Below are 15,254 nucleotides of genomic sequence, written 5' to 3' on the forward strand. Positions count from 1 at the left end.
TAAAATCGCGGCTTACTGTTCACCGAGTGGAACCTGCAATTTGGTAAGAGCCTCGGATAGCGCCGCCGCTTTCTTCGGAGTAACGAAACCTAGGATGGCACCGGCATTTCGTCCGCGCATACCTGACAAAATCTTGACAGATAGATCCGTATCCAGAGTTTCAATGATCTTTGCAGCACTCTTCGCTTTCATTGCAGTATAAACGCCCACCAAATGTTTAACTTTCGCATCTTTCAGAACATCAGCGTCAGCAAGCATTTTCTTGAGACGTTTTTCAAGACCGTTAAGTTCGGCCAGTTTTTTATCCAAATTCTGTTCAAGAGTGCGAAGGGATCTTTCTTTGCGAGCCAACTCATCTTCTTTAGCTTTTAAGGCCTTCCAGTCAGCATCCGGCATTCTATCTGGTTTAGTTGCAGCAGCTTTCTCTTTAGCAGGCTTGGGTTCAGCCTCCGCGGCTATTGCTTCAGGAGCTGAAACAACATCGCGGACAACACTGCTATCGATTACGGCATTTACAACATCCTTTGAAGGGCCACTAAGGTCAAAACCAAGAGCACCTATAAGGGAAAGTTTAAAAAAGGCCAGTAGAACCAAACAAACAAGTACCTTAGAAATCTTTAGCCTTGAAACGAAGCGTTGCCATTTCGTCATACTCTTTTTGCTCTTTAAGATTTTCTTCTTCATAGTATTTTTTCGCTTGGTTCTCTTTAAGTTTTTCTAACAACTTACGGTCTTTTGACTTTTTAATAGCTTCTGTACGACATTTCTGCAAATTAAGGGCCAACTGTCGCAACCGAACGTGAGATGCTTGTAAATCTTTCTTCAGAGCATCATCATATTGCCGCCACAGCCACATATCGTCTGCAGACAGCTTCTCATATTTATTTTTTTGATGAATTTGTATTTTAGTTTCAATTTCGCGGACGACCTTCTGATGGTCAGCATGAAGTACTAACGCTTGAGCTAGAGCCAAGCGAGCCTGTTCCTCTACCTGCTTTCGAAAATCAAGGACTTTCTCAAGCTCAAAATGATAGGGCCTTGGCATTATATCAAGTTATCCAGACATAATAGCGAACTATTTGCTAATTTCAGGTTTACCGGCAAGACCGCAATATCCCTTCTCCCCGTCATAGAAACGCCACATCATACACATAGTACCCTGACAAAATTTCATTTTATCATCACTAGTCATAAGATACGGACAGAATTTAAATTTCGCTTCACTTTCTGGATAAATCATCTCGCCCTTCTTTGTATAAGCACAAAAGTAATATTAATTTTGAACGACCTTTTCATAGATCAAGCACTGCTTGCCCATGGCCCGCTTCACGTATTCCTTAACAAGTATACCAATACGCTCTTCTCGTGTGAACGAGTCGGCGTACTTCCCATCTTCGTAGACTTCCGGGAATTTATCTGAAAGCACTGGGTTCTTACTGGCCAAGTCCTCTATGCTTTTTGCATACTCAGAAATAAACGTATCAATTTTAAGATCAGACAGTCCTTCAATAGACTTTACCTCTTCAGCAAAAACAGCAGGTTCCGGCAAGTTCTTTGATTCCATCAAACCCCGGAAAGAAGATGCAAATCTCTGACTACCTTCAAATATGTGCTTTGGACGAACAACATTAAGCCCTGCCCAACCAGCGCGCAGCCATTTAAATAAATAGAAAACGGTATCATCGGGGTTCTTGTCATCCTGAATGTAAACAGAAACGGAAATGGAATCGTACATGAAAGTATCCATCCAGCCCATTCCGCCAGCAGTCAAACCGGGAATTCCACTGTAAAAATAGTTCCACTGGCTGTCATCCATGACAAGTCCCTTCATTCCTACACTGGACTTATCATCCTGTCTGGCAACTGACAAAAACACATTTCGCCCCTCGTACTTCATAAGCACGAGCAGACGATTTAGGTCGTATCTATAATAAGCACCACCGAAAGAATCCGGTGTGTTCACTTCAAATTCTTTACCGCGCCACACCTTGGGAACATCACTGTCTTCGAGATACTTCCACGGCTGCACTTTATCCGCGTAGAATTCACTTTTCGGGTCCCACCCGCTAAGGCGAATAACTGAAGGATAAATAGCGTAATTTGGAATTTCAGGATTATATGTATATTCCAAAATTCTGGCCAAAGAAGCCTTAATATCCATGCGCATAGCTGCACCACTGGCAGATTCGCGCTTAGGTATTTCAATCAATTTATCAGTAGGCTTAGAATTTTCTACGAACTGAATCAGCCCTTTTACCTTGCTCGCATCAAATTCTTCTGTTTTAACAGTCAGAGCAGTAAGCAAGTGGCTGATGCCCTCTTCTACTGGAGCAGAAAGCTTAAGGGTTGATTTGTCTTTAGCTTTGTTTTCAGAACGAAAACTTGAGCATTCGCCAAGGTTTGTTCCAACAACTAAAACTGAAACAACAAGCATAAGTAAAGAAAAGCACACCTTGGTAATCACCCGGTGAGCCATCGGGATTGAAATGAATAGCATATGATTATTCGCCTTCCCACTCAAAGTGCAGCGGGTTTTATTTACATTCTCTAATATATAATTATGCATTATTCTTCCTCTTGGCAACCCTTACATATCAAGGGTTGTTTTGATCAGACAATCAAACTCCACCTTAGTACGTAACATTTCAAGCAAAATAAATGCCCACAAAAAAATCAATCATTATTCAAAAGCAATACGACATGCTTCTCGGGTTATTCCGCTCCCATAAAAAGGCTTTCATCGCTTTTTCAGGTGGAATTGACAGTTCTTTAGTTGCTAAAGCAGCTTTTGATGTACTGGGTGCCAATGCAGTGGCAATCACTGTTGACTCCGACTTAGTTGCCAGAAGAGATCTTAACTACGCACGCAAGTCTGCGGCATCGATAGGGATTAGACATAAGATAGTCCGTGCAGAACTTCTTAACATTACGAATATCACTGAGAACTCTCCTCTTCGATGCTACCACTGTAAAAAAAATATTATCGAGTCAATTAACTTATTTCCGCTTTTCGACGGCAGCCATATTGATGATTGTGATAGCCGCCCGGGAATGAAGGCAATTAAAGAAGCTGGGGTTATTTCACCCTTGGCTCTGGCTGGGTTCGGTAAAGAGATTATTGCTGAGACAGCATTTTATTTACGCTTAACATCTGCAGGCCGCCCTTCTAACAGTTGCCTTGCAACAAGAATTACTACCGGACAGCCACTTACTGCTACAAAGCTTTGCATAGTAGAACAAATCGAAGAAATTATGTTTAACGCAAGTGTTAATTGGTGTCGTGCAAGAATGGACCAACTTAACCTAACAATTGAATATGGATCGGAAGAGCTACTTACTGAAACCCTAATAGCGGATGAGCTGCTATCAACCATTCCCGAACTGATCAGTATGGAAGTTCACTTTTTACGAAGAGCATAAAAAAAGGCACCCTTAAGGATGCCTTTTAATTAACGTTAAAATTTTTCTATTCTTCAATAAGGATGCACTCTACCGGACAAGAATCAATGGACTCTTGCACGCAGTCCATGTCAACAGCATCTTCTTTGATAACTTCAGCTTTTTCACCTTCATTATCAAGCGCAAAAACTTCAGGACAAAGCTCTACACAAGTTTCACATCCAATACACTCATCTTGATCAATTACTACTTTCTTAGCCATCGTCAGCCTCCAGATATTTGGAAAAAAGATAACGTTATTTACGAGATAAATTAAGCACAAACTGCTATTGCTTTGCAAGCATTTACTTCGTTTTCCTTTATCGTCTGTTCTAGCAAATTTATCAAATAATATTTAACTTTAAGAACAGTCTAAGGATAACCTAGAATCATTCTTGAGTTACAAATTATTAAAGGGAGTTATCATGAGAAAATTATTATTCACTCTAGTTATCAGCTTTTGTCTTCTTTTTGCAGCATCTATTTCATATGCCTACCAAGTAGTCGGGGCAGATTCCGAAAACTATATCCTTGTCGCCAAAAAGGATAAAACAAGTAAGAAGAACACTAACGAGTCACAAAAAAAAGAAAAAAAAGAAGCAAAGAAAACTCGCAAAGATGAAAATAAAGCCGATCGAGACCAAGATAAAGAAGACAGAATGATCGACAAAGAAACAAACAAGAAGGAACGTGACTCAAAAAAAGCTAAGAGAGATGAGGACCGAGATAACTTAAAAGCCGATAAAAAGGCTAAAAAGAAAAAAGAAAAGAAAGACAAAAACAAGATAAAAGAAACCACATCAGAATAATTAGTAGATCTCAGTTCGCAACAAAAGTCTCTCAATCCTATATGGTTGAGAGACTTTTAAAAATATTCCAATTAATTACTAAAAACGAACTTATTCTCCGAGATATGCTTTCTGGATATCCGGATTATTAAGAAGCTTTTTAGCTTCATCTTCCATAACAACATTCCCGGTTTCAAGAACATAACCCCTGTTAGCCATGCTTAAGGCAACCTTCGCATTTTGCTCAACGAGAATAATCGTCGTCCCTAAACTATTAATCTCTTTGATTATACCAAAAATCTGCTTAACGATAAGCGGCGCAAGACCAAGTGAAGGTTCATCAAGCAATAGCACTTTCGGCCTGCTCATTAATGCTCTACCAATGGCAAGCATCTGCTGTTCGCCGCCAGACAAGGTTCCACCCGCCTGTTTGCATCTTTCGCGCAAAATAGGGAACATTCCGAAAACGCGTTCTTTATCGTCTTCAATTTCCTTATCATTACGAAAGAAAGCGCCCATATCGAGATTCTCCTCAATGGTAAGTCTCGGGAAAATTCTTCGCCCTTCCGGAACCTGACACAGTCCCATTTTGGGCAGCTTATCAGATACAATATTGTTTATTCTTTCACCTTTGTAAAAGATATCGCCACTGGTGGCCTGAACAATATTACATATGGTCATGAGAGTTGTACTCTTACCTGCACCGTTTGCGCCGATAATAGAGACAATTTCTCCCTCATAAACTTTGATATTAATCCCTTTAAGAGCTTTAATACTTCCGTATCCGGCCTTGATATCCCGTAATTCTAATATTGGTTCGCTCATGACTTAATCCTTATCAGATCTCATTGTACGTTTCGAAGGCAACATTCCCTGAGGTCTGAAGAGCATCATCAAAGTCATAACTCCCCCGAAGACGAGCATGCGATATAATTCGAACTCTCTAAATATTTCTGGAAGGGCAATAAGAGCCAATGCGCCGAGAATAACCCCCGGAATAGATCCCATACCGCCAAGAACAACCATGGATAAAACCATTGCTGATTCAAGGAAAGTAAAAGATTCTGGACTAACAAATCTCATACGTGCGGCGTAGAAAGCGCCGGCCATACCGCCGAAACATGCTCCTGAGCAATACGCTAGCAGTTTCATATAAAATGTAGGAACACCCATAACTTCAGCAGCAGTCTCATCTTCGCGAATCGCTTCCCATGCCCGACCAATGCGGGAATGCTGTAAGCGGTAAACGGCGATAGCAGTGAAGACCACAAGAATCAGGATGACGTAATAAACAAGTGAAAGCTTTTTGAGCCAGATGTGTTCTAAAGTCATGCCGTTGGTAAAGTCGAACCAGTAAAGACCGGGGGCCTTAATACCAGTTACGCCGTTAGGACCATTGGTCAGGCTCATCCAGTTATTGAGCACCATTCGACAAATTTCGGCAAAACCCAGCGTCACAATTGCTAGGTAATCGCCTCGCATTCTCATGGAGCAATACCCGATAAGCCATGCACCAAGACCAGCCATACCGGCACTGATTGGCAAACAAATCCAGAAAGAAAGTTGGAACTGCACTGAGAGAAGCGCGTATGTGTATGCACCGATACCGTAGAATGCTATATAACCCAAATCCAGCATACCTGCTAAGCCAACGACTATATTTAGGCCGAGTCCTAGACAAACATAGATCATACAGTTGATAGCAACATCTTGTGCATATCTTCCGGCAAACTGCGGTATAAGCGCAGTACAGGCTATCCCGATCACAAACCAGACAGCCATTGGAACCATCGAAGTCGCACTTTTCATGCTACCCGCGACCGCCCCTGCTGGTCTGGAGATAAATCTAAATGCTCCAGCACTATTTAATTGATATAAGAACAGAAGGAACGAACACCCCAAAGCTATTCGCCACCAGACATTAAATGTGCTGGCAACTTCAAGACCTTCGGGTTTAATGCCTAGCAGAGGCCACAATAGGATGAACAGCCAGACCATCCCTATGCCTAGGGACGTCCAGTGTTTTTTAAACTCTGGTATCGTCAACGTTCTCTCCCATGATTCCTGAAGGTCTGAAATAAAGCACCGCGATAAGAATTACAAATGCGAACACGTCTTTGTATTCGCCTGAAATATAGCCTGCTGCAAAAATTTCAACCATACCAATGATGAATCCACCAATCATCGCACCGGTAATATTACCGATCCCACCAAGAACTGCGGCGGCAAAGGCTTTGATACCCGGAACAAATCCCATATCGTAACGAACAGAGCCGTAGTAGAGACCAACCATTATTCCGGCAGCAGCAGCGAGCGCAGCTCCAATAGCAAAGGTGATACTAATAGTACGGTTTGCGTTGATTCCGACAAGCGCAGACATTACTTTATCCTGCGCAGTGGAGCGCATCGCCTTACCCATGCGAGTCTTAAATACCAAAAGATTCAAGGCAACAAGTAAGAATGCGGTCAAACTGACTATGAAAAGCTGCATATAAGAAAGCATTACGTTACCCATTTCGAAACCGCCCTGAGTCAGTTCAGTTGGATAAGCTTTGTCATATACGCCCTGAGTCAGCATCAATCCGTTCTGCAAGAAAATTGACATACCCAAAGCGGAAAGAAGTACAGAAAGTCTAGATGAATTACGGAGTGGTTTATAAGCGACCCTCTCGACTGCAACAGCGAGCATCGCGCAATATGCCATTGCAAGAATCAAAGATCCTGAAAGGCAAACCCACGCTGGCGCCCCCTGTGATAAAAGGTAACTCATGAATATAACGCCTACATAACCGCCAGCCGCAAAAAATTCACCGTGAGCAAAGTTGATGAGCTGGATGATGCCATACACCATAGTATAACCGAGTGCGATAAGCGCATAAACGCTACCGAGAGTTATACCGTTGATGAGTTGTTGTAAAAAATATTCCATGGGTATCCGGGGCTATTCGTAATAGCTCCCGCTCATTATGAGCGGGAGCCGATCATTGCTTAAACTCTAGTAAAGACCTGTTGCTGGATTCCAGTATGTTGTGAACTTACCATCTTTAACTTTAAAGATAACGTAGTCGGAACCGGAATCACCATTTGCCTGGAACTTAACGTGCTTAGTAGCACCGTTGTAATCAAGCTTCATGAGTTCTGCTTTAACTTTTGCAGGATCAGTTGATCCAGCAGCTTTAACAGCCATCATGTATGCCATAGCACTATCATATGCGTAACCGGAGTATGCTCCGATGTTGCCATGAAGTGGTGTGTATTTAGCGTCGAATTCTTTGTATGCAGGAGCTTCTTTATCTGTGTAACCGAAAGTCAGGTAAACATTTTCAGCTGCATTCTTTGCGATTTCCATGAGCTGAGGATGATATACTGCATCCTGTCCGATAATTGCTGCCTTAATACCCATGCGCTTAGCCTGAATAAGCATAAGTGCGCCTGTAGCTGAGTTCTGCATGGACATGTAGAAAACGTCAGGCTTTTCGGTTTTAACTTTTGTTAGGATAGCGGAGAAATCTTTGTCGCCCTGATTGACATGCTCATGACCTAGAACTTTGATTCCAGCTTCTGCAGCCATTTTCTCAACGCCATCAGCTAGCCCCTGAGAGTATGCTGTTTTATCATCTACAAGGTAGATAGTTTTAGCTTTAAGTTCGTCAGTCATGAATTTAACTGCAGTCTTACTCTGGTCATCGTTACGCCCACACATGCGGAACATGTAAGGAAGGCCGCGAGTAGTAACTTTTTCAGCAGTTGAAGCTGGTGTGATCATGATGATGCTTTCTTCATCAAGAACTTCGGAAGCAGGAAGAGTCGCACTGGAACAGTAAGAACCAACTACGCCATTTACGCCTTCGTTGATCAGCTTGTTAGCTGTTGCAACAGCTTGACGTGGCTCACATGCAGTATCCTGAGGAAGAACTTCGATATCATCGAAACCGGGAATTCCACCGTTAGCTTTCATAACTTCAACAGCTGTCAAAACACCATTTTTGATATCAACACCATCAGCAGCGTAGGGTCCGGTCAAAGGTCCCATTGTGCCTATTTTCAGTGTTTTAGCGAATGCCATGCCGGAGCCGAGCATAATTACAGCTGCAGCAAGCAGAACTGTCATAAATAAACGTTTCATAAAAAAGCCTCACTTAAGTAAATATGGTTAATTACCGAGATATGCCTCAATTACAGCGGGATTCTTCTGAATCTCTTCAGGGTTTCCCTTTGCAATCATCACCCCGTGATCGAGAACAACAAGTCTTTGACAGATGCCCATGACAACTTTCATGTCATGCTCAACCATCAATACATTGATCCCTCTCGCGGAGATTTTACGAATGGTTTCCATCAACTCTGAACTTTCGGCAGGATTCAACCCTGCTGCCGGCTCATCTAGTAAAATGGTAGTTGGATCGGAAGCGAGAGCCCTTGCAATTTCAAGGCGTCTCTGATGTCCATAAGGAAGGCTGGATGCCACCTCATCAGCAAAATCTTCCAACTCTGCGAAGCGAAGTTCTTCCATAGCTCTTTCTTTAATCTGCGCTTCTTCAAGCTTTTGACTAGGAGTACGAAAAATCGCGCCCAGTATGCCACAACCAGTGCGGGAGTGCTGAGCGACCATTACATTTTCCAATGCAGTCATATTCTGGAAAAGACGGATATTTTGAAAGGTACGAGCTATACCCTTAGCCAAGACCTGATAGGGTTTAAGCCCTTGAAGACTTGCACCATCATATTCAACATTTCCGCCGGAAGCATTATATACTCCAGTGATAACGTTGAACACGGTAGTTTTACCAGCACCGTTAGGCCCGATAAGCCCTACGATTTCTCCCGGCATAAGAGAGAAATTAACCTCTGCCAGAGCCTGTAATCCACCAAAGCGGACGCTCACGTCGTGTAAATGAAGTTCTGCCATATTGGACATACCTATACACATTTATATTCTCAAGATCAAGAATGTAACCGATTTTTATTCAGCCACAACCAAATCAAAAGACTTTATGTTCATAAAACTACTGCTTAAGTATACTTTTATACGACAAATTATTAATGCACTAGCTAAAAGATACTACTACGCAACAACAAAAGCGATTCGCAAATCAAACCATTAATAAAAACTCATACTTTTGATCATTATTTCAGATAAAATCTTTATCATCTTTATTCATTAGATACAATTACCATTTAGTTTTTACAATTTAGTTTATTTCTGTAGAGACAATTTCGTAACACTATCTTACTACTAGGATTTTAAAAGACAAACCCCTTAAATACGGAGCTTTAATCTTAACAGAAATTATTGAATTACTACACATTTTTGTAACAAGAAGAGCTCAACCAAATATATTTTACTACACCGAAGGATATTCTGCCGGATTATTATCCTTAGAACACAAAAAAGCCCTGTCGGCTTTCGCAGACAGGGCTTTTATATACTTTAACCTGATGAAGGCTAAAAGTAAGTCTATCGACTTACCAAGAGTCATCACCGAATGGATCACTACCGAAACCGAAAGAATCGGATGGAGCTCCACCTGTTTCAGGAGCGCCAGCTCCTTTAGAACCATCATCAGAAGCTGCGCCAGCAGGTGCGCCAGCAGCAACAGTGACAACACCGTTCTTTTTAACATCTTCGATTAAAGCGAGGAGTTCGTCGACTTTGCCGATGTACTCTTCAACTTTAGTCTGGGAAGTAACGATGATTGCATCGCCTTCGCCCTTTCCGGATGCTTCAAATGCTTCACATTTGCCTTTGTATTCAGCCATAGCAACTTCGGTTACGCCGAGTTTGCCTTCTGCTGCAGCAAGTTTAGCTTCGAGTTCTGCAATAGTAGCAGCCTGAGAAGTGATAGCATCACGGGAATCAGCAAGCTTAGTAAAGATGCTGTCAACCTTGAGCATTTCTTCAGCTGGAAGAGCGCCTACAGAGACGTTCTCGCCAAGTCCTGCAACCTGACCTGTTTTCATTTTAGCGAGTTCAGGATGCTGCTCGTAGATCCAAGCTTTTGCTAGCGCTGCTGCAAAAGGTTCGAATTCTGCGTCAATGTCCTTCTGTGTCATGTAGGACAGAAGTTCCTGAACGGAGTTGTTGCTTTCGCCACCCTTAACATAAGCAACAAATGTGCTCATGGGGAAAGTTTTACGTGCTTCAGACATGATTCAATCCTCCTTGCTCTATTTAAAGAGTAAAAGTCTTTTCTTCACGGACCGGCATAGGAAGACGGCCAATGTATCTTGCATAAGTTAAAGCTGCAGTCCTGTAGACAAGATGTCCAAGTTTAGACCACGGCAGATAGACAAACAACATAAACACGGCGACAAGATGGACGTAGTACATTGGGTATGCAAGTCCTGCGATGCCAGCGAGGCGAAGCAGTTCACACATGATTCCAGTTACGCCAATTGTCCAGATGATTCCAAGCAAGTACCAGTCATAATAACTGGATTTGTGCTGAGATTCATCCTGATTCAAGCGACGTTTAGTAAGCAGTACGAGTGAGTAAACAAGCATGACTGCACCAACGTTTGCAAGAATCTTAACCGGGTGCCACAGCGGCATCGGTGTATGACCGATGGCTGAGAGGAAAGGTATTATCTTTCCACCCCAATGAGTAACTGCGACTACGCCAGTTACAATCATCAGGAAAATGAACGCGAGCATAATGAATCTATGTCCATTAAATTTCTGTTCATCTGCTTCGTCGGTTTCACCGCATTCCTTCCATTTGGAGTGTGTCAAAAGTTCATTTTTACACACATCCACGAAGCATGCTAAAAGACTAGGTCTTTCAGATTTGTCACCAACAGCAAAGACCTTTGGTTGATCTGCAAAAGATGAGATCAGATTCTTGACTCCCTTATAGAAGGTCCAAGCCATGAAACCGAAAGCAAGCATGAAGATCGGGTCAATAGTAAAGTCGCCAGGGAACAGGTGTCCGTAGACAACGTTACCATCTTTGAGAGGGAAGAAGGAACCACGAACACCCGCCATGATGAACCAAATCACCATGTAAATAACTGCCGGGATAGCAATAAGCTTAGGCAGATGTTTAGGAGAACTCATCCATTTGCCGAAGCAGGATGGGGTAACCATCTTCTGGTAGGCCATGTTACGCAGTCCTGCGAGCATGTCAGCTGGACGAGCGCCACGAGGACACAAGTCGGAACACTGTCCGCAGTTATGACATAGCCATATATCGATGTCGTTAACGAGTTTATCTTTAAGGCCCCACTGAGCCCATACCATTTCCTTACGCGGATAAGGGTTATCAGCAGGTGATAGAGGACAAGCTACACTACAAGTTGCGCACTGATAGCATTTCTTAACTCCGTCACCACCGACAGCCTGAAGTTCTTTGATGAACTGGAGATCCGGTTTGATGCGAATATCTTTTTCCATCTCGCGTTACCTCCTAGTATCCCTTGAACGGGTTGGGACCAATCTTGATCATGTCATTAACGAATGTGTCGATGAGGTCAGAAACCTTGTCGTAATCGTCAATGGCGAGTTCAGACTGGACAACACGCTCAGGTTCGACACCAAGTCTCTTAAGAGAGTCAGCGACGTTTTCCATACGGCGGTCACACAGTTCGGAACCTTTCACAAAGTGGCACTGATAATCTTCACCGTACTTACAACCGAGTAGAAGTACGCCGTCAATACCCTTAGACATCGCATCTGCAATCCAGATGGTGTTTACAGAGCCAAGACAACGAACAGGAACTACACGAACATACGGTGACCAGCCTTTGCCGCGCATTGCTGCCATATCCAAAGCAGGATAAGCATCGTTTTCGCAAGCGAGAACGATAAAGCGAGGACCACCAACTTCCATGTCATCAGGTACATCGACCTGTTTGATCATAGAACCGACCATGTCGATATTGTAGTTGTCAAATCCGATTACGCGTTCCGGACAAGCACCCATACAGGTACCACAGCGGCGACAGCGTGATGGATTTGGCTTTGGTGTTCCTTTTTCATCATCATCAAGTGCACCGAAAGGACATTCTTCGGTACAACGTTTACACTGTGTGCAACGCATGAAGTTGAAAACAGGGTAACTGTTATCACCAGAACGAGGGTGAACAGCAACGCCATGATTGGCGGAGTTGATACACTGAATCGCTTTGAGAACAGCACCGGCTGCATCTTCCCTTGCAAGACCCATGGTCATTGGCTGACGAACACAACCTGCGGCGTAAACACCGGTACGGCGTGTTTCGTAAGGGAAACAGATGTAGTTAGAATCTGCATATCCGTCGAACTGCTTGAGATCGGGGAATGCAGGTCCTTGTCTATATACGAGGTTGATGGTCGGATCATGAGCAGTGGTAGGAACCATGCCTGTAGGAACGACGACCAGATCAGCCTGAATTTCGATATTTTCACCAAGTAGAGTATTGCTAGCAGCAATAACCATGGAGTTGCCCTCTTCCTTAACGGAAGTGACTGTACCCTTGGTTAACATGATGCCCGGATCATCCTGGGCAGCACGGTAGTAGCGCTCATTTACACCTGGGACCATCATGTGATCATAGATGATGTAAGCAATGCCGTCTTCGTTCATTTCACGAACGTAGTTAGCCTGCTTGAGAGCTACTAGACTGCTGAGCTCTGAGCTGTAAGGAAGATGTTTGTAAGATTCCATATCTTCGTAAACAAACTCTTCTTCTACGCCGTCTTCAGCTGCTTGAGCTGTCTTAGCATCAGCTGCAACTTTTGCATCAGCATCGTCAGAAGCAATTTCTTCATCAGAGCGATTAGCATAAACATCTTCTTCTGCTGCAAACTTAGCTTCACTGAGGCGGGTATCGAGCACGAAAGCAACAGACGTAGCGTCCATTTTTCCAGCTTTAACCATTGCTTCAAATTCAGCGGCAGTAACAACTTTGGAAGAACCGTAACCCATTGGCTCAACGTACTTAGTATCCTGAGGGACCCAACCAGTAGCCAGAACAACTGCACCAACAGGCATTGCTTCTGAACTGGAGCCAACTTTAATGTTAGCGGTGTATTCACCTGGAGCACCTTCGAGAGTCGTAAGTTCGGCAGATTTGAGAACTTTAATTCTGGAGTTGGATTCAACTTCAGCGATTAGGTCTTCAATACCGGTAGCATGAGCTTCGAGGTAGGGGTATGCAAGTGGGAAAGTTTTGTACATTCCAGCAGCTTTACCGCCAAGAGTGTCTTGCTTTTCCACTAATATAACGTCGTGGTTAGTCTTGGCAGCGTAAAGAGCTGCAGTAAGACCTGTGAAACCACCACCGAGAACCATAACGACTTTCGTACAGCTGAGTACCTGAGCTTCAGGTATTCCGCCTTTCGTAAGTTTCATGAGTCCCATTTTGACGTATTCGTTCGCCATTATTTGGAGGAGTTCAGGAACTTCACCATCCGGATCGGGTAAGGAGCCGTCAGGATTCCTGAAAACCTTGATGCACTGTTCACGCAAGTTGACTCGTTCAACCATGACATTGTCAAAGTTAAATATATCCCAGTCAACGCGAGGGCTTGTGCCGCAGATCAATACTGCATCAACGTTGCCAGCGTCGATATCTTCCTGAATAAGCTTTCTTCCTTCCTCTGAATTGAGTCTAGGGTGACACTTGATCACCGGGCACTCATTAGCATAAACTTTACCGACAAATTCGGCAATGTCTTCTGCTTTCAGGAAAGGAGAGATGCTTGCTTGGTCGAAATAAACTCCGATTTTTTCGGGCATGTCGACTTACCTCCCTATCACCGTTTGGATCGCTTTCAGAGCGGAAGCTGTACCTGACTGGGCTGTCTTCATGACATCCAGAGGTTGCTTAGCACACCCGGCAGCGAAAATGCCTTGTTCTTCTCCGCCAACGATGAAGCCCTGATCGTCAACCTGTACTCCAGTCGGAACTGGAACACCTGCGAGACTAGGCTGCATACCGGTAGCTAAGACTAAGAGATCATGCTCTGTCTGTGCCTTAATACCAGTTTCAGCATCTTCAACTGTGACGAGAACATTGCCTGAACCGGAAACTTCGATGACTTCAGCGACCTTACCTTTAACGGCATTGATCTTATCATCAGAAAGAATACGTTTCGCAAATTTGTCGTAACGGCCCGGAGTACGAAGATCGATGTAATATACAGTGACCTTTGCATCAGGGTACTGTTCACGAAGATACTGAGCCTGCTTCAAAGAAGCCATGCAACAGATGTATGAACAGTAGTTGAGATGGTTTTCATCGCGAGAACCCGCACATTGTACGAATCCGATGTTTTTTGGCTGAGCGCCGTCTGAAGGACGGACAATCTGGCCACTGGTGGGTCCACTTGGAGCTGCAAGACGTTCCATTTGCATGTTCGTAATACAGTTCGCAACTGTTCCGGCACCAAGATTTGAAAGTTTAGTCACATCGTACGGTTTCCAACCAGTAGCGTAAACGATGGAACCTACATTGAGAGTGATGACTTTTTCTTCTTCTTTGAGGTCGATAACATCGATACCAGCGAGAAGTTTAAGGTCTTCATCTGTGCAGTTTTCCTTTTCAAGAACGTATCTTGCGGGGAACGCAAAAGGAACATCCATGTAAAGGGCTTTGCGATCACAGAGCTTGAACTCGAATTCATCGGTAACGTTATTGGAAAGTTTTTCGATGACTTCTGACAGTTCTACACTACCGGGACCAACATACCTTGGCTTAATGCGAACTTTGACTTCAAAGTCGCCCATGGAACCACTGATGGATTCCACTTCAGCCATGGTAAAGAACTTAACGTTCTTATTGTTTTTGATTCTTTGAAATTGAATCTCCAGTCCGCAAGAAGGGGGACACAGCTTTGGAAAATATTTATTCAGCTGCATCACTCGGCCACCTAGGAATGGTGCCTTCTCTACGATGAAGACTTCATGGCCTACTTCGGCGGCTTCAAGTGCAGCAGTGATACCGCTGAACCCGCCACCAACGACAAGTATGCTTTTTGACATTCTCTATCCTCCTGAACTCTTTGAGGCCCTTAGCCATAAAATGGCCCAAATCCGGACACCGACC

Annotated in this window: 16 protein-coding genes; 2 read left to right on the forward strand and 14 right to left on the reverse strand. The window is 43.6% G+C overall.

All coding sequences use genetic code 11. The features are described from left to right. Window positions 1-12: 12 nt before the first annotated feature. The 4 genes from BR06_RS0106110 to BR06_RS0106125 are packed head-to-tail and all read right to left on the reverse strand — an operon-like array spanning window position 13 to window position 2,566. Window positions 13-651 (reverse strand): MotE family protein, encoded by a 639-nt coding sequence (locus BR06_RS0106110; protein WP_034602885.1) that lies wholly within the window; start codon window positions 649-651, stop codon window positions 13-15. Then, the gene (gene fliJ / locus BR06_RS0106115) at window positions 608-1,045 is read right to left on the reverse strand and encodes a flagellar export protein FliJ (RefSeq protein WP_031481318.1); all 438 of its coding nucleotides are present in this window, start codon (window positions 1,043-1,045) and stop codon (window positions 608-610) included. The genes BR06_RS0106110 and fliJ overlap by 44 nt, the downstream gene beginning before the upstream one ends. A gap of 30 nt (window positions 1,046-1,075) precedes the next feature. Next, window positions 1,076-1,240 carry a hypothetical protein gene (locus tag BR06_RS20495; protein ID WP_169738225.1) on the reverse strand — a complete coding sequence of 55 codons (165 nt, stop codon included), beginning with the start codon at window positions 1,238-1,240 and terminating at the stop codon, window positions 1,076-1,078. A 33-nt stretch (window positions 1,241-1,273) separates the two neighbouring features. Next, the gene (locus tag BR06_RS0106125; protein ID WP_235727675.1) at window positions 1,274-2,566 is read right to left on the reverse strand and encodes a hypothetical protein; all 1,293 of its coding nucleotides are present in this window, start codon (window positions 2,564-2,566) and stop codon (window positions 1,274-1,276) included. Window positions 2,567-2,658: 92 nt separating this feature from the next. Here BR06_RS0106125 and BR06_RS0106130 point away from each other — a divergent pair, with 92 nt between their 5' ends. Next, window positions 2,659-3,420, forward strand: a complete 762-nt coding sequence (locus BR06_RS0106130) for an asparagine synthase-related protein (RefSeq protein WP_051676944.1) — start codon at window positions 2,659-2,661, stop codon at window positions 3,418-3,420. Window positions 3,421-3,466: 46 nt separating this feature from the next. On the opposite strand, the gene BR06_RS0106135 is transcribed toward BR06_RS0106130, so the two are convergent. Beyond that, complete coding sequence (locus BR06_RS0106135) at window positions 3,467-3,661, reverse strand: ferredoxin (RefSeq protein WP_031481324.1); 195 nt, start codon at window positions 3,659-3,661, stop codon at window positions 3,467-3,469. A gap of 202 nt (window positions 3,662-3,863) precedes the next feature. Here BR06_RS0106135 and BR06_RS0106140 point away from each other — a divergent pair, with 202 nt between their 5' ends. Then, window positions 3,864-4,247, forward strand: coding sequence for a hypothetical protein (locus tag BR06_RS0106140; protein ID WP_031481326.1), 384 nt, complete (start codon window positions 3,864-3,866; stop codon window positions 4,245-4,247). Window positions 4,248-4,337: 90 nt separating this feature from the next. Here the strand turns inward: BR06_RS0106140 and BR06_RS0106145 are convergent, their stop codons facing one another. The 9 genes from BR06_RS0106145 to BR06_RS0106185 form a co-directional block, all read right to left on the reverse strand. Further along, on the reverse strand, window positions 4,338-5,051 hold the full coding sequence (locus BR06_RS0106145; RefSeq protein ID WP_031481328.1) for an ABC transporter ATP-binding protein: 714 nt from the start codon (window positions 5,049-5,051) through the stop codon (window positions 4,338-4,340). Window positions 5,052-5,054: 3 nt separating this feature from the next. After that, complete coding sequence (locus tag BR06_RS0106150; RefSeq protein WP_031481330.1) at window positions 5,055-6,272, reverse strand: ABC transporter permease subunit; 1,218 nt, start codon at window positions 6,270-6,272, stop codon at window positions 5,055-5,057. Then, window positions 6,253-7,155, reverse strand: a complete 903-nt coding sequence (locus BR06_RS0106155; protein WP_031481332.1) for a branched-chain amino acid ABC transporter permease — start codon at window positions 7,153-7,155, stop codon at window positions 6,253-6,255. Before BR06_RS0106155 ends, BR06_RS0106150 begins: the two co-directional genes overlap by 20 nt. 66 nt (window positions 7,156-7,221) lie before the next feature. Beyond that, on the reverse strand, window positions 7,222-8,352 hold the full coding sequence (locus BR06_RS0106160) for a branched-chain amino acid ABC transporter substrate-binding protein (protein ID WP_031481334.1): 1,131 nt from the start codon (window positions 8,350-8,352) through the stop codon (window positions 7,222-7,224). Between the two features lie 27 nt (window positions 8,353-8,379). Then, window positions 8,380-9,135: an ABC transporter ATP-binding protein gene (locus tag BR06_RS0106165; RefSeq protein ID WP_031481336.1), complete on the reverse strand. Its 756-nt coding sequence runs from the start codon at window positions 9,133-9,135 to the stop codon at window positions 8,380-8,382. A gap of 557 nt (window positions 9,136-9,692) precedes the next feature. Further along, window positions 9,693-10,376 (reverse strand): hypothetical protein, encoded by a 684-nt coding sequence (locus tag BR06_RS0106170; RefSeq protein WP_031481338.1) that lies wholly within the window; start codon window positions 10,374-10,376, stop codon window positions 9,693-9,695. A gap of 22 nt (window positions 10,377-10,398) precedes the next feature. Beyond that, window positions 10,399-11,619, reverse strand: a complete 1,221-nt coding sequence (gene qmoC / locus BR06_RS0106175) for a quinone-interacting membrane-bound oxidoreductase complex subunit QmoC (protein WP_031481340.1) — start codon at window positions 11,617-11,619, stop codon at window positions 10,399-10,401. A 13-nt stretch (window positions 11,620-11,632) separates the two neighbouring features. Further along, window positions 11,633-13,945 (reverse strand): FAD-dependent oxidoreductase, encoded by a 2,313-nt coding sequence (locus BR06_RS0106180; protein WP_031481342.1) that lies wholly within the window; start codon window positions 13,943-13,945, stop codon window positions 11,633-11,635. Between the two features lie 6 nt (window positions 13,946-13,951). Beyond that, window positions 13,952-15,190 (reverse strand): CoB--CoM heterodisulfide reductase iron-sulfur subunit A family protein, encoded by a 1,239-nt coding sequence (locus BR06_RS0106185; protein WP_031481344.1) that lies wholly within the window; start codon window positions 15,188-15,190, stop codon window positions 13,952-13,954. Window positions 15,191-15,254 lie beyond the last annotated feature (64 nt).

Source organism: Maridesulfovibrio frigidus DSM 17176 (genome assembly GCF_000711735.1).
GTDB lineage: Bacteria > Desulfobacterota > Desulfovibrionia > Desulfovibrionales > Desulfovibrionaceae > Maridesulfovibrio > Maridesulfovibrio frigidus.